Raw genomic sequence first — 21507 nt, forward strand, 5'->3', positions numbered from 1 at the left:
TTTAAATCCACCACAAGAAGCCCCATATATGAAGAATGCGACGTTCTATCTTCTGGACAACGAAACCACCGTCGATGGCTTGAGCGCCGTCGAGCAACTGGTGTGCGACGTTGCCGCAGAACGTTGGCGTAGCGGTAAGCGCGTGCTGATCGCCTGTGAGGATGAGCAGCAGGCCATCCGCCTGGATGAAGCCCTTTGGGCGCGCCCGGCGGAGAGTTTTGTGCCACATAATCTCGCGGGTGAAGGCCCACGCGGTGGTGCGCCGGTCGAGATTGCCTGGCCGCAAAAGCGTAACAGCAGCCCGCGCGATATACTGATCAGTCTGCGACTCAATTTCGCAGATTTTGCCACCGCTTTCACAGAAGTGATAGACTTCGTTCCTTACGAAGATTCGCTTAAACAACTGGCGCGCGAACGATACAAAGCTTACCGCGTGGCTGGTTTCAACCTGAACACGGCAACCTGGAAATAATGGAAAAGACATACAACCCAAACGATATCGAACAGCCGCTTTACGAGCACTGGGAAAAGCAGGGCTATTTCAAACCGAATGGCGATGAAAGCCAGGAAAGTTTCTGCATCATGATCCCGCCGCCGAACGTCACCGGCAGTTTGCATATGGGTCACGCCTTCCAGCAAACCATCATGGATACCATGATCCGCTACCAGCGCATGCAGGGTAAAAACACCCTCTGGCAGGCGGGGACCGACCATGCCGGTATCGCCACCCAGATGGTGGTTGAGCGCAAAATTGCCGCTGAAGAAGGTAAAACCCGTCACGACTATGGACGCGATGCGTTCATCGACAAAATCTGGCAGTGGAAAGCGGAATCCGGCGGCACCATTACCCGTCAGATGCGCCGTCTTGGCAACTCCGTGGATTGGGAGCGCGAGCGCTTCACCATGGACGAAGGGCTTTCCAATGCCGTGAAAGAAGTCTTCGTACGCCTCTACAAAGAAGACCTGATTTACCGTGGCAAACGCCTGGTAAACTGGGACCCGAAACTGCGCACCGCCATCTCTGACCTGGAAGTGGAAAACCGCGAGTCGAAAGGCTCGATGTGGCATATCCGCTATCCGCTGGCCGACGGCGCGAAAACCGCGGACGGTAAAGATTATCTGGTTGTCGCCACCACCCGCCCGGAAACGGTGCTGGGCGATACCGGCGTGGCCGTTAACCCGGAAGATCCGCGTTATAAAGATCTGATCGGTAAATACGTTGTCCTGCCGCTGGTTAACCGCCGCATTCCGATCGTGGGCGATGAACACGCCGACATGGAAAAAGGCACCGGCTGCGTGAAAATCACCCCGGCGCATGACTTTAATGACTATGAAGTGGGTCGTCGTCATCAACTTCCGATGATCAACATTCTGACCTTTGACGGCGACATCCGCGAAACGGCAGAAGTGTATGACACCAAAGGTAACGAATCTGACGTTTACTCCAGTGAGATCCCGGCTGAATTCCAGAAACTGGAGCGTTTTGCCGCGCGTAAAGCGATCGTAGCTGCCGTAGACGCCCTCGGCCTGCTGGAAGAGATCAAACCGCACGACCTGACCGTTCCTTACGGCGACCGTGGCGGCGTGGTTATCGAACCGATGCTGACCGACCAGTGGTACGTGCGTGCCGACGTGCTGGCGAAACCGGCGGTTGAAGCGGTTGAGAACGGCGACATTCAGTTCGTACCGAAGCAGTACGAAAACATGTACTTCTCCTGGATGCGCGATATTCAGGACTGGTGTATCTCTCGTCAGCTGTGGTGGGGTCACCGTATCCCGGCATGGTACGACGAAGCGGGTAACGTTTATGTTGGCCGCAACGAAGACGAAGTGCGTAAAGAAAATAACCTCGGTGCCGACGTTGCCCTGCGTCAGGACGAAGACGTTCTCGACACCTGGTTCTCTTCTGCACTGTGGACCTTCTCCACGCTCGGCTGGCCGGAAAACACCGACGCCCTGCGTCAGTTCCACCCAACCAGCGTGATGGTCTCTGGCTTCGACATCATCTTCTTCTGGATTGCCCGCATGATCATGATGACCATGCACTTCATCAAAGATGAAGATGGCAAGCCGCAGGTGCCGTTCCACACCGTCTACATGACCGGCCTGATTCGTGACGACGAAGGCCAGAAGATGTCCAAATCCAAGGGTAACGTGATTGACCCGCTGGATATGGTTGACGGGATTTCGCTGGCAGACCTGCTGGAGAAACGCACCGGCAACATGATGCAGCCGCAGATGGCGGAGAAAATCCGTAAGCGTACCGAGAAACAGTTCCCGAACGGCATTGAGCCGCACGGTACTGACGCCCTGCGCTTTACTCTGGCGGCGCTGGCTTCTACCGGCCGCGACATCAACTGGGATATGAAGCGCCTCGAAGGTTATCGTAACTTCTGTAACAAGCTGTGGAACGCCAGCCGCTTTGTGCTGATGAACACTGAAGATCAGGATTGCGGCTTCAACGGTGGCGAAATGACGCTGTCGCTGGCGGACCGCTGGATTCTGGCCGAATTCAACCAGACCGTGAAAGCGTACCGTGAAGCGCTGGATAGCTACCGCTTCGATATCGCCGCAGGCATTCTGTATGAGTTCACCTGGAACCAGTTCTGCGACTGGTATCTGGAGCTGACCAAGCCAGTGATGACCGGGGGTTCCGAGGCTGAACTGCGTGGTACTCGCCATACGCTGGTGACGGTTCTGGAAGGTCTGCTGCGCCTCGCGCATCCGATCATTCCGTTCATCACCGAAACCATCTGGCAGCGTGTGAAAGTGATTTGCGGTATCACCGCCGACACCATCATGCTGCAGCCGTTCCCGGAATACGATGCATCTCAGGTTGATGAAGCCGCGCTGGCCGACACCGAGTGGCTGAAACAGGCGATCGTTGCCGTACGTAATATTCGTGCGGAAATGAACATCGCACCAGGCAAACCGCTGGAACTGCTGCTGCGTGGTTGCAGTCAAGATGCGCAGCGTCGTGTGAACGACAACCGTAGCTTCCTGCTGAACCTGGCACGTCTGGAAAGCATCACCGTGCTGCCAGCCGATGACAAAGGTCCGGTATCCGTGACCAAAATCATCGACGGCGCTGAGCTGCTGATCCCGATGGCGGGCCTCATCAACAAAGAAGATGAGCTGGCGCGTCTGGCGAAAGAAGTGGCGAAGATCGAAGGTGAAATCAGCCGCATCGAAAGCAAACTGTCTAACGAAGGCTTTGTGGCGCGCGCACCGGAAGCGGTGATCGCCAAAGAGCGTGAGAAGCTGGACGGTTATGCTGAAGCAAAAGCGAAACTGATTGAACAGCAGGCGGTGATCGCCGCGCTGTAATGCCTTAAGGTTGTGCCTGTTTGTTTGCCGGATGACACGGCTCGCATGCAGGCACACCTGATTTTCCTCCCTGAATTATCCTCGCTTGCACTCACCCGCCCAGGGTGTTATTAACTGCATATCTCCGTCACTATTTATTTCGAGTTTCGCTATGAGTGTTATATCTCCGGTCGCCGTCACGCTGCGCCCGCTCGCCGCTGAAGATAATCCCGCTATTGCCAGCGTTATCCGTCAGGTCTCCGCCGAATATGGCCTGACCGCCGACAAAGGCTATACTGTTGCCGACCCGAATCTGGACGAGCTGTACCAGCTCTACAGCCAGCCGGGTGCCGCATATTGGGTGGTTGAGCAAGATGGTCAGGTGGTTGGCGGCGGCGGCGTTGCCCCATTAGGCTGTAGCGAGCCGGATATCTGTGAATTGCAGAAGATGTATTTTCTCTCTTCCGTGCGTGGTCAGGGTCTGGCGAAGAAGTTAGCGCTGATGGCGCTTGATCACGCGCGTGAACAGGGTTTTAAGCACTGTTATCTCGAAACCACCGAGTTTCTGCGCGAAGCCATTGGTCTGTATGAGCACTTAGGCTTCGAGCATATCAGCGAGCCGTTGGGTTGCACCGGCCACGTGGATTGTGAAGTGCGGATGCTGAAATCCCTTTGACGAAGAGCGGGCCGATTACTCCGCCGAACTGTTGATCTTGCGAATAATAGCCGCCGCTCTTGGTACAGGGGCGGCGAGCACCTCTTTCCAGTAGGCTATTTCAATGTCACAAATGATGCTGCTCTTACTGAAGTTTTCAGGAGGGGCTACCCAGTAATTGATATCCGTTCCAAAACGCGCACGCAACGTTTTCTGTATCGACAGCATGTCCTTCACTACCTGTTTGCTCTCTGCTTCCGTGACCTGATGCTTGTCCGGGCCATAGGAAGAGATAACCATATCTGACGCCGCTTTTTCGGAGCGCTTACGCAATTCGTAGGGAATAATTTTTAGGATAGTTTCACCATTAACAGGGCCATCAATTATGGGATAAAGTGCGCGCAGGCAATTGTCTTTGCTGTCTTTCGCAATAAGGCTCAAACGCTCCAAATTACTTCTGCCAACATCTATCACATTCTCATCCGCCGCAAAGGGCAATCTCCCCTGAATAAAATTGGTCACTATCGGCTGAAGCGCTCGCGCAACTTCATGAGGGTCTTTATTTTTAGTTTCGATCAACAGCAGGCCATCATAAATTTTCTGCCAGGCCTCTGGGTCGTATTTTCGGATAACCTCCGCGACATCATTGCTTTTTAATAAACCCAATGTTGCGTTTTCGGGCGTATCCTGTTTATTCAGCCATGCAATCGCAGCGACAAAAACAATAGCGCACACTAATAATATAATTTTGTTCTTTGTGACCATCTTTAAATTCATTCCATTGATATTTTAAGTAACTAAACAACATCCCTCTATCAATAATGATATTGACAGGGGGATATATTATTTATTATTCCTGCGTTAGTGAAATAAAATTAAACCGGCACGCCACTATGAAAACGAAACTCCGCATCCGGCGTGCTAATTAATGCGGCTTCCACTTCACCAAAGAAACGCACGCGCGGGGTAATATCCGTTTTTGACACCTGCTGCGCCAGCGCCAGGTAATCCTGATAATGGCGGGCTTCAGAGCGCAGCAGTGAGAGATAAAACTTCTGCAATGGCTCGTCGAGATACGGCGCCAGCGCGGCAAAACGCTCGCAGGAACGCGCTTCGATATAAGCCCCGCAAATCAGTTTATCAATCAGCGTCAACGGCTCGTGCGTACGCACCTCTTTGAGCATACCTTTCGCGTAGCGGCTGGCGGTTATCTTCACATAGGGGATCTGGCGCGCGGCCATGGCTTCGCGTACCTGCCAGAAGTGATGCAGCTCCTCTTTGATCAACAGCACCATACTGCCGATCAGCGCCTGTCCCCACGGATCGTCGGTCTGTGGCATGACGCTTTTACCGATTTGTTTGTGCAGCGCGACAAAATCTGGTTCCGGCCCATCGCGAAACGCAAACGCTTCATACGGCTGTAGCCACGCCAGCAACGCGTCCGCGCCTTGCTTATCGGCGACATATTTACGCACCAGCAGCATGGCGGTTTGCGCGGCTTTGAGCTCGCACACCAGATGGTCGGTTAATAAAAGCGGCAGATTCGCCGGGTCACGGGCTTTATCAAGCCAGGCCTGTGGCGTGGTGCAGTGGAGAAAATTGAGAACAGGGGAGAGAATTTGCGGGTAATCCATGCTTTATCCTTGCCCCACGGCAGCGGGCGCTGCCGTGGGTGTGTGATGCTTAGTGACGTACACCATCATCATCTTCGTCGACGTCATCTTCGTCGTCGTCTTCACCATCTTCGCCGTTAGGATCTTCGTAGTAAGTGCCCCAACCGTCATACTCGACTTCAAATTTCTCGGCCAGCGTCATCAGTTGCTCAACCTGCGCGTCAATAAGATCGGCATTCAGCGCGGATTCGCTGAGGATATCGCAGCAGATGACGGTGTCGCCCTCTTCCACTTCCAGCTCTTCCGGCTCAGTCACTTCGTAGCCCATTTTGAAGGCTTCAACCGCGAACTTCTCCAGCGCGTCGAAGTCATCGGCAGAGAGGTGGTGTTCAATGGTATACAGCGCATCAGGATCGCTGCCGTCTTCCAGCAGTTCTTCGATGATCAGGCGCGTCTCTTCACGCTGCTCTTCCAGTAATTCCGGGTTTGCCATGGCTCGTTCCTCGTAATGTGGCGTTACTCTTATTGTCACATACCGCAAGCATTGCCTCCACCTTTGTGAGAAAGATTTGTGCACCGGGGTTGCAATTGCATATTCATACATATAAATTGAATTTTAATTCAATAAGTGGCTTGAGCCATGCGAGGACAAGATGCCGAATTTTTATCAGAAGCACTTTTTAAAATTACTCGATTTCACCCCTGCCGAGCTGAACGCGCTGCTGCAACTCGCCGCTCAGCTAAAAGCCGATAAAAAAAGCGGCAAAGAGACGCCAAAACTGACAGGTAAAAACATCGCGCTCATCTTCGAAAAAGACTCAACACGCACACGATGCTCTTTCGAAGTTGCCGCATACGATCAGGGCGCTCGCGTTACTTATCTCGGCCCAAGCGGCAGCCAGATTGGCCACAAAGAATCGATCAAAGACACCGCTCGCGTGCTGGGCCGCATGTATGACGGTATTCAGTATCGCGGCTACGGCCAGGAGATTGTCGAAACGCTGGCGCAGTACGCGGGTGTGCCGGTCTGGAACGGCTTGACCAACGAATTTCATCCGACACAATTGCTGGCTGATTTGCTCACCATGCAGGAGCATTTGCCGGGTAAAGCGTTCAATGAGATGACGCTGGTTTATGCAGGTGATGCGCGTAACAACATGGGCAATTCGATGCTGGAAGCCGCCGCGTTAACCGGGCTGGATTTACGTCTGGTCGCCCCGCAGGCCTGCTGGCCGGAAGAAAGTTTGGTGACCGAATGCAAAGCGCTGGCACAAAAGAATGGCGGTAACATTACCCTCACCGAAGATATTGCGGCGGGCGTGAAAGGCGCAGACTTTATCTACACTGACGTGTGGGTATCGATGGGCGAAGCCAAAGAGAAATGGGCAGAACGCATTGCGCTGCTGCGTGATTATCAGGTGAATAGCCAAATGATGGCGCTCACCGGCAACCCGCAGGTAAAATTCCTCCACTGCCTGCCTGCGTTCCATGACGATCAGACCACGCTCGGCCAAAAAATGGCCGAAGAGTATGGGATGCACGGTGGAATGGAAGTTACCGACGAGGTATTTGAATCCCCGGCAAGCATCGTTTTCGACCAGGCCGAAAACCGCATGCACACCATCAAAGCGGTGATGGTGGCGACGTTAAGCCAGTAACAACGCCTATCCGGCCTGAATGCACGCAGCATACAGGCCGGAGAAGAGCTTTACTCGACCAGCATCTTCACCACAATCTTGCGCACTTTCGCAGGCGCGCCGACCGCACACAGCGGTTTATGCACTTCACCCGGATAGAACACCACGAAATCGCCTTCGTTCAGAATAACGGTTTTCTCTTCTTTTCCTGCCGGCAGGAAAGCGATGTCTTTATCCGCCAGCCAGTCGGTCTCCGGCGCGCCCGCAGGCAGCGTGCTGAAGGTCATCCCCTCCTGCCCTTTCACCAAAATCTGGATATCCAGATAACGCGCGTGATACTCGGCACGGCGCTGTTCACACGGCTCGGTCATATCTTCCGCCACCAGATAAAAGGCGCGGTCGCCGTCGATGGGATGTTTGCCCAGCGCGGTGGTATCAGTCACTTCAGCTTTAACATGCGCGATCGCCTGGCGCAGGGCTTCCGGTAGCCACGGCTGCACATTATGGATGTTGCCAACAATCATGATAATACCTCAATTAAAACACCGTTTCATTTTAAACTGTTATACGAGAATTCTGGCTGCCATACCACTACTTTTTGGCGGGGGTTTGCGCTGGCGCATAGTTATTGCAAATAATGTAAAATCGATGTTAATTCTGAGAATGATTTATACAGATAATGTGCATAAAACACATAAGAAGCCTTTGCCATCTATCTATAACCAATTGAATAAACTAAATTTATTAAAAAAACCGATGCCGGCTCACATTTCACTTTGCTGTATTTTCACGCGTTTATGAAATAGTTATTTGTATTTTTACAGGTGAATTTCCAATATCTTTTTTATAAACATGCATAGCTATTCGATCTGATTTTAAAAAATCAACTTATTCAATAAGTTAACTGACACCAAACTATATTAACTTGATACATAAAATTAACAGCAATAAATAACAGGCTGCATAATTGCGTATTCATTCAAAAACCTCCGTTTTTTAAATTATTAATTTTCGACACGGCTCATGCATTCCAAAACAAATACTTCAACGAATCTTCAATGCGACAGCGATCACATTTAATAAAAAATAAAAACAGGATATTGGCTGAGAATTAAATATGAATCCAACGAGCTGTTGCACTTTTAAAGCGCATAGCTACTGCCCGTTTATTCTTGAATTTTGTCGAAAGGAATAATAATGGAAAAGCATTACGTCGGTTCTGAAATAGGCCAATTGCGAAGTGTACTGCTACATCGCCCCAATCTCAGCCTGAAGCGCCTGACGCCTTCTAACTGTCAGGAGCTGTTATTTGATGATGTGTTATCCGTTGAGCGTGCAGGTCAGGAGCATGATGCTTTTGCCAATACGCTTCGACAACAGGGCATCGAAGTTCTGCTACTCACCGACCTTCTCACACAAACTGTTGATATTCAGGAGGCTAAAGACTGGTTACTGAACACCCAGGTCTCTGATTATCGACTGGGCCCCGTCTTTGCCAATGATGTTCGGGGCTGGCTCGGCGAACTGCCGCATCGCGAACTGGCGCGTCATTTGAGCGGCGGACTGACCTACGGAGAAATTCCCGTCTGTATTAAAAATATGGTTGTGGACACCCACGCGGCGAATGATTTCATTATGAAACCCTTGCCTAACCACTTATTCACGCGTGACACATCGTGCTGGATCTATAATGGCGTATCTATTAATCCAATGGCGAAACAAGCTCGCCAACGCGAAACAAATAATCTTCGCGCGATCTATCGCTGGCATCCTGCTTTCGCCAAAGGCGATTTTATTAAATATTTTGGCGACGAAAATATTAACTATGACCATTCTACGCTGGAAGGCGGTGATGTATTAGTTATTGGTCGTGGTGCAGTATTAATTGGCATGTCTGAACGTACAACTCCACAGGGAATTGAATTCCTCGCCAATGCGCTATTCAAGAATAAACAGGCTGAACGTGTTATTGCGCTAGAACTCCCAAAACACCGTTCATGCATGCATCTCGATACCGTCATGACTCACCTGGATGTCGATACGTTCTCCGTTTATCCCGAAGTCGTACGCAAGGACGCTCAGTGCTGGACGCTCACGCCGGACGGCCACGGCGGCATCACGCGTAGCGAAGAGAGGGACTTTCTGCACGCCATCGAAAAAGCGCTCGGTATCTCTCAGGTACGGCTCATCACCACCGGCGGTGATGCCTTCGAAGCCGAGCGTGAGCAGTGGAACGACGCCAACAATGTCCTCACTCTGCGCCCCGGGGTTGTCGTTGGTTATGAACGCAATATCTGGACTAACGAAAAATATGACAAGGCGGGCATCACCGTTTTACCCATTCCCGGTGATGAACTTGGTCGCGGCCGCGGCGGTGCGCGCTGCATGAGCTGCCCGCTAGAACGTGACGGTATTTAAGGAGAGCGTCATGACGATAAAACCGACATTAGTCGTAGCGCTGGGCGGTAATGCCCTGCTCAAACGTGGCGAACCGCTTGAGGCCGATATTCAGCGTAAAAATATTGAAGTCGCAGCCAAAACGGTCGCCCTGCTCACTCAACAATGGCGAGTAGTACTGGTGCATGGTAACGGCCCGCAGGTTGGCCTGTTAGCTCTGCAAAACAGCGCCTATGAAAAAGTCACGCCCTACCCCCTCGATATTCTGGGCGCAGAAAGCCAGGGAATGATTGGCTACATGTTGCAGCAGGCGCTCAAAAATCAGCTTCCACAACGCGAGGTGAGCGTTTTGCTGACGCAGGTTGAGGTCGATGCCAAAGATCCGGCGTTTAGCAACCCAACGAAATACATTGGACCTGTTTATGACGTCGCTCAGGCGGGTGCCCTTCAGAAAGAAAAAGGCTGGGACTTTAAACCTGACGGTTCATCCTTCCGCCGGGTGGTACCGTCACCACAGCCTAAACGCATCGTCGAAAGCGATGCCATTAGCGCGTTGATCGCGCGTGACCATCTGGTGATTTGTAACGGCGGTGGCGGTGTGCCCGTGATTGAAAAAGCCGATGGCTATCACGGCATTGAAGCCGTCATCGATAAAGATCTCTCTGCCGCTTTGTTAGCAAAACAGATCCACGCCGATGCCCTGCTGATCCTTACCGATGCCGATGCCGTCTACCTCGATTGGGGTAAACCAACCCAACGCCCACTTGCCCAGGTGACGCCACAACTTCTCAGTGAAATGCAGTTCGATGCAGGCTCAATGGGGCCGAAAGTCGCTGCTTGCGCCAATTTTGTCAGCCAATGCCATGGAATAGCAGGTATTGGCTCATTAGAAGATGGCCCCGCCATTCTCGACGGTGAAAAAGGCACGCTAATTCGTATGGAAAACACCGTGTCTCATGCGTAACCCTTCTGATATTAATAAGGATATAGAAATGGCCCTCTCTCTGAAAAACCGTAATTTTCTTAAACTGCTCGACTATACCCCGGACGAGATCCAGTACCTCATCGATCTCGCTATTGAATTAAAAGCCGCTAAGAAAGCAGGTTGCGAGAAGAAAACCCTGACGGGTAAAAACATCGCACTGATTTTTGAAAAAACCTCCACGCGCACCCGCTGTGCTTTCGAAGTCGCGGCATTTGATCAGGGGGCGCAAGTCACCTATCTCGGCCCAAGCGGTTCCCAAATCGGCCACAAGGAATCAATGAAAGACACTGCTCGTGTTCTGGGCCGGATGTATGACGGCATCGAATACAGAGGCTTTGGTCAACCCATCGTAGAAGAGTTAGGTGAATTTGCGGGCGTCCCCGTATGGAACGGCCTGACTGATGAGTTCCATCCGACGCAAATCCTCGCAGACTTAATGACTATGTTAGAGCATGCGCCAGGTAAGACACTGCCCGAGCTGAGCTTTGCCTACCTGGGTGACGCCCGCAACAACATGGGCAACTCCTTGATGGTTGGCGCAGCCAAAATGGGCATGGATATACGCCTGGTCGCACCAAAAAGTTTCTGGCCAGATGAGGCGCTGGTCGCTAAGTGCCGCAGCATCGCAAAAGACACTGGCGCACGTATCACGCTAACGGAGGATGTGGAGGAAGGTGTACACGGTACAGACTTTCTCTACACCGACGTTTGGGTATCAATGGGCGAGCCGAAAGAAGCCTGGGCAGAGCGCGTTAGCCTGATGACGCCGTATCAAATCAACCAGAATGTCATCAATGCCACGGGCAATCCGCACGTCAAGTTCATGCACTGCCTACCCGCATTCCACAACGAGCAGACAAAAGTTGGTCGCGAAATCGAAATGGCCTACGGCCTTAAGGGGCTGGAAGTGACGGAGGAGGTTTTTGAATCTGCCCACTCCATCGTTTTCGATGAAGCCGAAAACCGCATGCACACCATCAAAGCGGTGATGGTCGCCACGCTCGGCAGCTAACAGGTACGACAACAGCCGGAGGTTCTCTCCGGCTATCTCCCCCGTCAGTGGGGTTCAAGCTCAAGGAAGCTGGATCATGTCGACATTTAAATTTCCCTCGGCGTACACCATTCTTTTTATCCTCATTGCCTTAGTCGCCGTACTGAGCTGGGTCGTTCCGGCCGGACAGTATCAGATGGCAATGAATGAAGCGTTGGGCAAAGAAGTGCCCGTAGCCGGAACCTATGCACACGTAGCCGCCCATCCACAGGGGCTTATTGCCGTTTTAATGGCGCCGATTAGCGGGCTGTACGATCCTGAAACGGGGCAAGCTGGTGCGATTGATGTCGCCCTGTTTATTCTCATTATTGGCGGTTTTCTGGGTATTGTGACCCGAACCGGGGCAATTGATGCGGGAATTGAACGCGTCACGACCATACTGGCTGGCAGGGAAGAGTGGATGATCCCTATCCTGATGGCGCTTTTTGCCGCCGGAGGCACTATTTATGGGATGGCGGAGGAGTCGCTGCCCTTCTACACCCTGCTGGTGCCCATCATGATGGCAGCACGATTTGATCCGCTGGTCGCCGCCTCGACGATCCTGCTGGGTGCGGGGATCGGTACGCTGGGATCAACTATCAATCCTTTTGCTACCGTCATTGCCGCCAATGCGGCGGGAATACCGTTTACTGACGGCATTGGGCTACGGCTGGCAATGCTGATTGTCGGTTGGGTTGTTTGTACCGCCTGGGTAATGCGCTATGCGCGAAAAGTACGCCGCGATCCTTCTTTGTCGATTGTTGCCGACAAAATGGCAGAAAATCAGGCACATTTTTTAGGTAATAAATCATCACAATCGCTGGAATTTACGCCGGTTCGTAAACTCATTCTCATCATTTTTGCCCTGGCCTTCGCGGTAATGATTTACGGCGTTTCGGTTCAGGGGTGGTGGATGGCGGAGATCTCCACTGTTTTTCTCGCCTCTGCGATCGTTGTGGGCATTATTGCCCGCATGAGTGAAGAGGAGCTTACCTCAACCTTTATCAATGGCGCTCGCGATCTACTGGGCGTGGCACTCATCATTGGCATTGCGCGCGGCATCGTCGTGATTATGGACAAAGGCATGATTACCCACACCATTCTGCACAGTGCGGAAGGTATTGTCAGTGGTCTGCCCTCTATCGCATTTATCAACGTGATGTACTGGCTCGAGGTCGTGCTTTCATTTCTGGTTCCCTCCTCCTCCGGCCTCGCCGTACTCACTATGCCCATCATGGCGCCACTCGCCGACTTTGCGAACGTGAATCGTGAGCTTGTTGTCACGGCTTATCAGTCCGCATCAGGCATTGTTAATCTGGTCACGCCGACCTCAGCCGTCGTGATGGGTGGACTGGCGATCGCCCGTGTTCCCTACATTCGTTATCTGCGATGGATAATGCCATTGCTGGTCATTTTGACCGTACTTGTCACGGTTGCCCTAAGCCTCGGCGCACTGTTGTAGCGTGTCTTTCTGCAAGGTTACCTTTGCAGGTAACCTTCTGATTAAATTTCATTTTAAGCTCGTGTTTCGCTAACCGTTTCCGGTTTAATAGTCAAAGAGGGAATGAATGAAGGATATCAACAGCAGTGAGGCACGTGAACAACTCCAGCTTGCGGCGTGCCAACAACTCGTCCTGGAAAAAACCTATCTCTCGCAGGAGGAAATACGCCGAGATTTACAGCGCTATGGCTTTGACGCGATCAGCCAGTCAACGGTTTCCCGACTGTTGAAAATGCTTGGAATCATAAAAATTCGAAACGCAAAAGGACAAAAAATTTATTCTCTGAATCCGTTATCACAACCGACACCCAACGCCGCACGCACGGTGGCTGAAATGGTGGTCAGCATGGAACATAACGACGAATTTGTCCTTATCCACACGGTAGCCGGTTATGCCCGCGCCATCGCCAGAATACTGGATTATCACGCCCTGCCAGAGATTCTTGGCGTCGTCGCCTGTAGCAATATTGTCTGGGTAGCGCCGCGCGATGTGAAACGAACAGCCCTGGTCTATCGCAATATTAAAAATGTACTAAAAATGAATATTCATTCAACAACAATCGTTTCCCATGGATAAAGTGTGCATTAATCTCTTGCGTCAAAAACAGACCTGCGTATAATCCCGTCCCGTTTGCCGGGAGGAATTATGGTTCAGTGTGTACGACATCGCGTCTTACCGCGTCTGAAAACAGACGCTGGCCTGCCGTTTTCTTTCCGTTGCTCACTCATTCTCGAAGCCCCTTATTTAAGGGGCTTTTTTTTTGCGCAGGCGTCAGGAGAAAAACATGGCTAATCCGCTGTATCAAAAACATATCATTTCCATCAACGACCTCAGTCGCGACGATCTGGAACTGGTACTGGCTACCGCTGCAAAGCTGAAAGCAAACCCGCAACCGGAACTGCTGAAGCACAAAGTGATTGCCAGCTGTTTCTTCGAGGCGTCAACCCGTACCCGCCTGTCGTTTGAAACCTCAATGCATCGCCTGGGCGCGAGCGTGGTTGGTTTCTCCGACAGCAACAACACCTCGCTGGGTAAAAAGGGCGAAACGCTGGCGGATACCATTTCGGTGATTAGCACCTACGTCGACGCCATCGTGATGCGTCATCCGCAGGAAGGTGCATCGCGTCTGGCGACCGAGTTCTCCGGCGGCATTCCGGTGTTAAACGCCGGTGACGGCGCTAACCAGCATCCAACGCAAACGCTGCTCGACCTCTTCACCATTCAGGAAACGCAGGGCCGCCTGGAAAATCTCAACGTGGCGATGGTCGGCGACCTGAAATATGGCCGTACCGTTCACTCCCTGACCCAGGCGCTGGCGAAATTTAACGGCAACCGCTTCTACTTTATCGCCCCGGATGCACTGGCGATGCCACAGTACATCCTGGATATGCTCGATGAGAAAGGCATTGCCTGGAGCCTGCACAGCGCCATTGAAGAAGTGATGGCGGAAGTGGATATCCTTTATATGACGCGCGTGCAGAAAGAGCGTCTGGACCCGTCAGAATACGCCAACGTGAAGGCGCAGTTCGTGCTGCGCGCCGCCGACCTGGAAGGCGCGCGCGACAACATGAAAGTGCTGCACCCACTGCCGCGTATTGACGAAATCACCACGGATGTCGATAAAACGCCGCACGCCTGGTACTTCCAGCAGGCTGGCAACGGTATCTTCGCTCGCCAGGCGTTACTGGCACTGGTTCTGACTCGCGACCTGGATCTGTAAGGGGAAATGACTATGACACACGATAACAAACTTCAGGTGGAAGCCATTAAACGTGGCACGGTAATCGACCATATCCCGGCACAGGTGGGCTTTAAGCTGCTGACGCTGTTTAAACTGACCGAGACAGACCAACGCATCACCATCGGCCTGAACCTGCCTTCCGGCGAGATGGGCCGCAAGGATCTGATTAAAATCGAAAATACGTTCCTGACCGATGAACAGGTTAACCAGCTTTCGCTCTATGCACCGCAGGCGACAGTTAACCGTATTGAAGAGTACGAAGTGGTTGGGAAATCACGACCAAGCTTGCCGGAACGTATTGATAACGTGCTGGTTTGCCCGAACAGCAACTGCATTAGCCATGCCGAACCGGTTTCATCCAGCTTTGCAGTGAAAAAACGCGCAGATGACATCGCACTCAAATGTAAATACTGCGAAAAAGAGTTTTCCCATTATGTGGTGCTGGCCAACTAATTGAGGTTGGTAATGAAATCCCGGCTGCTATAATGGCCGGGAACATTCTTAACGCTGTAATTCTGGAGAAAACATGAGCAAAGTACTCGCGACGGAAAATGCACCAGCCGCTATCGGCCCATACGTTCAGGGCGTTGATCTGGGTAGCATGATCATCACTTCTGGTCAGATCCCGGTGGATCCGAAAACCGGTGAAGTGCCGGAAGACGTCGCCGCTCAGGCGCGTCAGTCGCTGGATAACGTAAAAGCGATCGTTGAATCTGCAGGCCTGAAAGTTGGCGACATCGTGAAAACTACCGTTTTCGTGAAAGATCTGAATGATTTCGCGACCGTTAACGCCACTTACGAAGCATTCTTTACCGAGCACAACGCTACCTTCCCGGCACGTTCATGTGTGGAAGTCGCGCGTCTGCCGAAAGACGTGAAGATTGAAATTGAAGCGATTGCGGTACGTCGCTAATCACGACGCGGCAAGCGCCTGATGGCGCTACGCTTATCAGGCCTACGGCATATCGCGCGTAGGCCGGGTAAGCATCAGCGCCACCCGGCTACGTTTTACTGCCAGCCGTACCGACGGCTAAAGAACCCTTTCACCATCTGCGTCAGCGTCATATACCCCGCCAGAATCGCAATCAGCCACGGGAAGTAGGAGAGCGGCAGCGCCTGCAGCTGCAAATATCCCGCCAGCGGCGAGAACGGCAGCGCGATACCGACAACCATCACCACCAGCGTCATGATAATCAGCGGCCAGGCGGCGCGGCTCTGGATGAACGGAATACGGCGCGTGCGGATCATATGCACAATCAGCGTCTGCGACAGTAACCCCACCACGAACCAGCCGGACTGGAACAGGGTCTGCGCTTCCGGCACGTTGGCGTGGAAGACAAACCACATCACGCAGAAGGTCAGAATGTCGAAGATGGAGCTGATCGGCCCGAAGAAGATCATAAAACGCCCCAGTTCAGACGGCTGCCAGCGCTGCGGTTTCTGGATCTGCTCGTCGTCGACGTTATCAAACGGGATCGCCACCTGGGATACATCGTACAGCAGGTTCTGAATCAACAGGTGTAATGGCAACATCGGCAGGAACGGCAGGAAGGCGCTCGCCACCAGGACGCTGAAGACGTTACCGAAGTTGGAACTTGCCGTCATTTTGATGTATTTCAACATGTTGGCGAACGTACGGCGGCCTTCGATAACCCCCTCTTCCAGCACCATCAGGCTTTTTTCCAGCAGAATGATATCGGCGGCTTCGCGGGCGATATCCACCGCGCCATCGACAGAAATCCCGATATCCGCCGCACGCAATGCAGGCGCATCGTTGATGCCGTCACCCATAAAGCCGACCACATGCCCTTCGCGGCGCAGCAGCGTTACGATGCGCTCTTTATGCATCGGCGTCAGGCGAGCAAACAGCGTGGTGCGCAGCGCCAGCGCCGCCAGTTCGTCGTCAGTTAATGTCTCAATATCGCTGCCGACCACCACGTCACCAACGTCCAGCCCCACTTCATGGCACACTTTCGCCGCCACCAGCTCGCTGTCGCCGGTGAGGATTTTCACGGTAATACCGCTCTCTTTCAGCGCTTTCAGCGCCGGTGCGGTGGTCTCTTTCGGCGGATCGAGGAACGCGATGTAGCCTTCCAGAATCAGGTCGGATTCATCAATACGCTGGTAGTCGCCTTCACGCGCGGGGAGATACTTGCTCGCCACCGCCACCACGCGCAGCCCCTGACGGTTAAGCGTGTCGGTGACGCGTTTAATGCGGCGGAGCATGGTTTCGTCCAGCGGGACGATTTCGCCGTTATGGCGCACCTGCGTCGAGACGTTGAGGATCTCTTGTAATGCGCCTTTGCAGATCAGTTTGTGCACGGACGGACGTTCGCTCACCACCACCGACATGCGGCGACGCTCGAAATCAAACGGGATCTCATCCACTTTCTGCCACTGCCCGGAAAGCTCGCGCGCGGCGTTTTCATCCACGCCTTCCAGCACGGCGGTATCCAGCAGATTCTTTAGCCCGGTTTGATAATGGCTGTTGAGCCAGGCGGTATGCAGCACGCGCTCGCTGGCTTTACCAGAGATATCCGTATGATTTTCCAGCACGATTTTATCCTGCGTCAGGGTGCCGGTTTTATCGGTGCACAGGATATCCATCGCGCCAAAGTTCTGAATGGCGTCGAGATGCTTAACGATCACTTTCTGTTTAGAGAGTTTCACCGCCCCGCGCGCCAGCGTTGAGGTGACGATCATCGGCAGCATTTCCGGCGTTAAGCCGACGGCAACCGACAGCGCAAACAGCGCCGCTTCCCACCAGTCGCCTTTGGTGTAGCCGTTGATCAGCAGCACGATTGGCGTCATCACCAGCATAAAGCGAATCAGCAACATACTGACGCGGCTGATACCTTTCTGGAACGCATTCGGCTCACTTTCCTGCTCGCTGACGCGCCCGGCCAGTTGACCAAACCAGGTGTGACCGCCCGTCGCCGTGACGATAGCCTGCGCCGAGCCGCTCACCACGGTGGTGCCCATAAAGCAGAGGGTATCGCACTCGAGCGGGTTAGCCTGCTGTGGGTCACGGCTGCGCGCGACTTTTTCAACGGGCAGTGATTCGCCGGTGAGCGATGCCTGAGCGACGAAAAGATCGCGCGCCTGCACGATACGCAGATCGGCGGGGATCATATCGCCTGCGGACAGCTTAACGATATCGCCGGGTACAAGCTGGTCGAGCGGCACTTCACACCAGCGGCTTTCGCCCTGAATATTCACCACCCGCAGCACGGTGGCGGTATTGCTCACCATTGCTTTTAACGCGTCGGCGGCTTTCGTGGAACGCGCTTCCTGCACAAAGTTAAGCAGCGTGGAGATCACCACCATCAGCCCAATCACGCCAGCGGCGAAGAGATCTTCCGTCGAGTAAGAGACGATGCCGAGCACCGTCAGCAGCAGGTTGAACGGGTTGCGGTAGCAGCTCCACAGGTGAACCCACCACGGCGCGGGCTTCTGCGCCGGGATTTGGTTATCGCCGTAACGCTCGCGTTTCGCGTTAACTTCGGCCTCGTTGAGCCCTTCCGGATGCGTACCATAAGCGTGCCATACGGCCTCTTCGTCCATCATTGCCACATTCAGGCAGTGCTGGCTCAGAGAATCCGGCATTGGAACGCCAGAGAGATTTTTGCCATCCGGCATCGGGTCGCGCTGGACTAAACGGCGTGGCAGGTGGCGGCTGAGCTGCGCAAGCAGCTGCCGGGTCATATTTTTCAGCATAAAACGTCCCCCGCATCCGTAAAATACGGACGCAGCTCGGCTGACAGGCGCAATAAGTTCTTGCCTGTCAGGCACTTAATTTTTCTACAGGGACATCGGGGATGTCACTGCCTCACGTGTTCGGTAAGGCAGCGAAAACTGACTTACCGGAAAATTACGCTCCCGTGCGGGAGAGGGGTGGGATCGGGATCCATACGGCCTCCGGTAAGATGAATGATTAATAGCGCCGCACATTATACGTATAAAACCATAATGTTTGTGCCAGTTCGGGCGGTATAATACCCCCCGGCAACTAAACCGAACGTAAACCAGACTTTGCTCATTGCACATTGTTTGCGTAGGATGAAACACTTAGTCTGAAATAACATTTTATTAACATGGAAAACGAGATGCAGAACCGGCTGACCATTAAAGATATTGCACGCCTGAGCGGAGTGGGAAAATCGACCGTTTCCCGCGTGCTGAATAATGAAAGCGGCGTCAGCGATCGTACTCGTGAACGTGTTGAAGAAGTGATGAACCAGCACGGTTTCTCCCCTTCCCGCTCCGCGCGTGCGATGCGCGGGCAGAGCGATAAAGTGGTCGCCATTATCGTCACGCGTCTCGATTCCCTTTCAGAAAATCTTGCCGTACAAACCATGCTACCGGTGTTTTACGAACAGGGTTACGACCCCATCATGATGGAAAGCCAGTTCTCGCCGGAGAAAGTGGAAGAACATCTCGGCATGCTGAAGCGACGTAACATCGACGGCGTGGTGCTGTTTGGTTTTACCGGCGTCAGCGAAACCATGCTGGCTAACTGGCAGTCATCGCTGGTGATGGTGGCGCGCGATGCCAAAGGTTTCGCCTCGGTTTGTTATGACGATAAAGGCGCCATCAACATCCTGATGCAGCGCCTCTACGACCAGGGGCATCGCCACATTAGCTACCTTGGCGTCCCCCACAGCGACGTCACCACCGGCAAGCGTCGCCACGATGCGTATCTCGCCTTCTGCAAAAAACATAAACTTAACCCGGTTGCCGCGCTGCCCGGCCTCGCCATGAAGCAGGGCTTTGAATATGCCAGCAAAGTGATGACGCCGGACACTACCGCTCTGCTGTGCGCCACCGATACGCTGGCGCTGGGCGCGAGTAAATATTTCCAGCAGGAACGCATGGATAACGTGCAACTCGCCAGCGTCGGCAACACGCCGCTGATGAAGTTCCTGCACCCGGAAATTATCACCGTCGATCCCGGCTATGCCGACGCCGGACGCCAGGCGGCAGAACAGCTGATAGGCCAGGTAACCGGACGCGCCGAACCGCGTCAGATTATTATTCCCGCCAACCTCATCTAAGCCTGAACGCGTAAATTATGTGATCCTCGCTGCGTTTCGGGAACGTTCCCATTTTCCAAAAATCGGTTAACGGATAGGCTACTGCTCAGGTCATCAACACAATATCTCTCCTCGGCACTGAGGTTTTCATAATGAGTAAAATAAATCAGCAGAACATCGATAAACTTATCGAGCTGGTCGGCGGACGCGATAACATCGCCACCGTCAGCCACTGCATTACCCGCTTACGTTTTGTCCTCAACAACCCGGCGAAAGCCGATCCAAAAGCCATCGAAGAACTGCCGATGGTAAAAGGCTGCTTCACCAACGCCGGGCAGTTTCAGGTGGTCATTGGCACTGAAGTCGGCGATTACTACCAGGCACTGATCGCCTCAACCGGCCAGGCGGCGGCAGATAAAGAACAGGCCAAACTGGCGGCGCGCCAGAACATGAAGTGGCATGAACGCATGATCTCGCACTTCGCGGAGATCTTCTTCCCGCTGCTTCCGGCGCTGATCAGCGGGGGGTTGATCCTCGGTTTCCGCAACGTGATCGGCGACCTGCCGATGAGCAACGGCCAGACGCTGGCGCAAATGTACCCGTCGCTGCAAAGCATCTACGATTTCTTATGGCTAATTGGCGAAGCCATCTTCTTCTATTTACCGGTGGGTATCTGCTGGTCGGCGGTGCGCAAAATGGGCGGTACGCCGATTCTGGGTATCGTGCTTGGCGTTACGCTGGTCTCCCCGCAATTGATGAACGCCTACCTTCTGGGCCAACAGGTGCCGGAGGTGTGGAACTTCGGCCTGTTTACCATCGCGAAAGTGGGCTATCAGGCGCAGGTGATCCCGGCGCTGCTGGCGGGTCTGGCGCTCGGCTATATTGAAACGCGCATGAAACGCATCGTACCGGATTACCTCTATCTGGTGATTGTGCCGGTCTGCTCGCTGATTCTGGCGGTCTTCCTTGCTCACGCCTTTATCGGCCCGTTTGGCCGTATGATTGGTGATGGCGTCGCCTTTGCCGTGCGTCACCTGATGACCGGTAGCTTCGCGCCGGTTGGCGCTGCGCTGTTCGGCTTCCTGTACGCTCCGCTGGTCATTACCGGCGTTCACCAGACGACACTTGCTATCGACATGCAGATGATTCAAAGCATGGGCGGCACGCCGGTTTGGCCACTGATTGCGCTCTCTAATATTGCGCAGGCTTCGGCGGTAGTAGGCATCATTATTTGCAGCCGCAAGCAGAACGAGCGTGAAATTTCCGTGCCTGCCGCTATCTCCGCCTTCCTTGGCGTAACCGAACCGGCCATGTACGGCATCAACCTGAAGTATCGTTTCCCGATGCTGTGCGCGATGGTAGGCTCCGGCCTTGCGGGCCTGCTGTGCGGCCTGAGCGGTGTAATGGCGAACGGTATTGGCGTCGGCGGTCTGCCGGGTATTCTCTCCATCCAGCCGACCTACTGGCAGGTCTTTAGCCTGGCGATGCTGATTGCCATCGTTATTCCTATCATCCTCACCTCGGTGGTTTACCAGCGTAAACACCGTCAGGGCACCTTACAGATTGTTTAATGTTTTCACTTTGGGGCGCTCTTGCGCCCCTTCGCAT

At 53.4% G+C, this 21507-nt stretch carries 20 protein-coding genes and 2 pseudogenes; 16 read left to right on the forward strand and 6 right to left on the reverse strand.

The window, feature by feature from the left end; translation table 11 throughout:
* Window positions 1-28 precede the first annotated feature (28 nt).
* From holC to G163CM_RS15160, 3 genes are all read left to right on the forward strand, one after another.
* Entirely contained in the window at window positions 29-472 is a 444-nt protein-coding gene (gene holC / locus G163CM_RS15150) for a DNA polymerase III subunit chi (protein WP_108476199.1), read from the forward strand.
* A complete protein-coding gene (gene valS, locus G163CM_RS15155) occupies window positions 472-3327 on the forward strand; it encodes a valine--tRNA ligase (protein ID WP_231825519.1) in 2856 nt (951 codons plus the stop codon). The genes holC and valS overlap by 1 nt, the downstream gene beginning before the upstream one ends.
* A 151-nt stretch (window positions 3328-3478) precedes the next feature.
* On the forward strand, window positions 3479-3982 hold the full coding sequence (locus G163CM_RS15160; protein ID WP_231825520.1) for a GNAT family N-acetyltransferase: 504 nt from the start codon (window positions 3479-3481) through the stop codon (window positions 3980-3982).
* A 15-nt stretch (window positions 3983-3997) separates the two neighbouring features.
* Here the strand turns inward: G163CM_RS15160 and G163CM_RS15165 are convergent, their stop codons facing one another.
* The 3 genes from G163CM_RS15165 to rraB form a co-directional block, all read right to left on the reverse strand.
* On the reverse strand, window positions 3998-4726 hold the full coding sequence (locus G163CM_RS15165; RefSeq protein ID WP_231825521.1) for a hypothetical protein: 729 nt from the start codon (window positions 4724-4726) through the stop codon (window positions 3998-4000).
* Window positions 4727-4836: 110 nt separating this feature from the next.
* Window positions 4837-5595, reverse strand: coding sequence for a tRNA isopentenyl-2-thiomethyl-A-37 hydroxylase MiaE (gene miaE / locus G163CM_RS15170; RefSeq protein WP_231825522.1), 759 nt, complete (start codon window positions 5593-5595; stop codon window positions 4837-4839).
* A 49-nt stretch (window positions 5596-5644) separates the two neighbouring features.
* A complete protein-coding gene (rraB, locus tag G163CM_RS15175; protein ID WP_231825523.1) occupies window positions 5645-6067 on the reverse strand; it encodes a ribonuclease E inhibitor RraB in 423 nt (140 codons plus the stop codon).
* 65 nt (window positions 6068-6132) lie between these two features.
* Here rraB and argL point away from each other — a divergent pair, with 65 nt between their 5' ends.
* Window positions 6133-6258, forward strand: a complete 126-nt coding sequence (argL, locus tag G163CM_RS23565; RefSeq protein ID WP_420851446.1) for a putative translational regulatory protein ArgL — start codon at window positions 6133-6135, stop codon at window positions 6256-6258.
* Complete coding sequence (gene argF, locus G163CM_RS15185) at window positions 6228-7232, forward strand: ornithine carbamoyltransferase (RefSeq protein WP_231825524.1); 1005 nt, start codon at window positions 6228-6230, stop codon at window positions 7230-7232. The genes argL and argF (G163CM_RS15185) overlap by 31 nt, the downstream gene beginning before the upstream one ends.
* 50 nt (window positions 7233-7282) lie before the next feature.
* Here argF (G163CM_RS15185) and G163CM_RS15190 read toward each other — a convergent pair whose 3' ends face one another.
* Window positions 7283-7735, reverse strand: a complete 453-nt coding sequence (locus tag G163CM_RS15190) for a YhcH/YjgK/YiaL family protein (protein WP_231825525.1) — start codon at window positions 7733-7735, stop codon at window positions 7283-7285.
* Between the two features lie 673 nt (window positions 7736-8408).
* On the opposite strand from G163CM_RS15190, the gene arcA reads away from it, so the two are divergent.
* From arcA to G163CM_RS15215, 5 genes are all read left to right on the forward strand, one after another.
* Complete coding sequence (arcA, locus tag G163CM_RS15195) at window positions 8409-9629, forward strand: arginine deiminase (protein ID WP_231825526.1); 1221 nt, start codon at window positions 8409-8411, stop codon at window positions 9627-9629.
* Window positions 9630-9639: 10 nt separating this feature from the next.
* Window positions 9640-10572, forward strand: a complete 933-nt coding sequence (arcC, locus tag G163CM_RS15200; protein ID WP_231825527.1) for a carbamate kinase — start codon at window positions 9640-9642, stop codon at window positions 10570-10572.
* A 28-nt stretch (window positions 10573-10600) separates the two neighbouring features.
* On the forward strand, window positions 10601-11605 hold the full coding sequence (argF, locus tag G163CM_RS15205; RefSeq protein ID WP_231825528.1) for an ornithine carbamoyltransferase: 1005 nt from the start codon (window positions 10601-10603) through the stop codon (window positions 11603-11605).
* Between the two features lie 76 nt (window positions 11606-11681).
* Window positions 11682-13085 (forward strand): YfcC family protein, encoded by a 1404-nt coding sequence (locus G163CM_RS15210; protein ID WP_231825529.1) that lies wholly within the window; start codon window positions 11682-11684, stop codon window positions 13083-13085.
* A gap of 106 nt (window positions 13086-13191) precedes the next feature.
* Window positions 13192-13701, forward strand: coding sequence for an arginine repressor (locus G163CM_RS15215; RefSeq protein ID WP_231825530.1), 510 nt, complete (start codon window positions 13192-13194; stop codon window positions 13699-13701).
* Window positions 13702-13725: 24 nt separating this feature from the next.
* Here the strand turns inward: G163CM_RS15215 and G163CM_RS15220 are convergent.
* Window positions 13726-13791, reverse strand: a pseudogene (locus G163CM_RS15220) (hypothetical protein); the annotation flags it as partial.
* Between G163CM_RS15220 and pyrL the strand changes: the two are divergent.
* The 4 genes and pseudogenes from pyrL to ridA all read left to right on the forward strand — a co-directional run.
* Window positions 13771-13904: pseudogene (gene pyrL, locus G163CM_RS15225) on the forward strand (pyr operon leader peptide); the annotation flags it as partial. The pseudogenes G163CM_RS15220 and pyrL sit on opposite strands and share 21 nt — an antisense overlap.
* A gap of 5 nt (window positions 13905-13909) precedes the next feature.
* A complete protein-coding gene (gene pyrB / locus G163CM_RS15230) occupies window positions 13910-14845 on the forward strand; it encodes an aspartate carbamoyltransferase (protein ID WP_015966132.1) in 936 nt (311 codons plus the stop codon).
* Between the two features lie 12 nt (window positions 14846-14857).
* A complete protein-coding gene (pyrI, locus tag G163CM_RS15235) occupies window positions 14858-15319 on the forward strand; it encodes an aspartate carbamoyltransferase regulatory subunit (protein WP_015966133.1) in 462 nt (153 codons plus the stop codon).
* Window positions 15320-15392: 73 nt separating this feature from the next.
* On the forward strand, window positions 15393-15779 hold the full coding sequence (gene ridA / locus G163CM_RS15240; RefSeq protein ID WP_015966134.1) for a 2-iminobutanoate/2-iminopropanoate deaminase: 387 nt from the start codon (window positions 15393-15395) through the stop codon (window positions 15777-15779).
* A gap of 95 nt (window positions 15780-15874) precedes the next feature.
* Here the strand turns inward: ridA and mgtA are convergent, their stop codons facing one another.
* On the reverse strand, window positions 15875-18583 hold the full coding sequence (mgtA, locus tag G163CM_RS15245; protein ID WP_231825531.1) for a magnesium-translocating P-type ATPase: 2709 nt from the start codon (window positions 18581-18583) through the stop codon (window positions 15875-15877).
* A 389-nt stretch (window positions 18584-18972) separates the two neighbouring features.
* Here mgtA and treR point away from each other — a divergent pair, with 389 nt between their 5' ends.
* Window positions 18973-19920 (forward strand): trehalose operon repressor TreR, encoded by a 948-nt coding sequence (treR, locus tag G163CM_RS15250; RefSeq protein ID WP_015966136.1) that lies wholly within the window; start codon window positions 18973-18975, stop codon window positions 19918-19920.
* A 131-nt stretch (window positions 19921-20051) separates the two neighbouring features.
* On the forward strand, window positions 20052-21470 hold the full coding sequence (treB, locus tag G163CM_RS15255) for a PTS trehalose transporter subunit IIBC (RefSeq protein WP_231825532.1): 1419 nt from the start codon (window positions 20052-20054) through the stop codon (window positions 21468-21470).
* Window positions 21471-21507: the final 37 nt, after the last annotated feature.

The organism is Pseudocitrobacter corydidari (assembly GCF_021172065.1).
GTDB classification, from domain to species: domain Bacteria; phylum Pseudomonadota; class Gammaproteobacteria; order Enterobacterales; family Enterobacteriaceae; genus Pseudocitrobacter; species Pseudocitrobacter corydidari.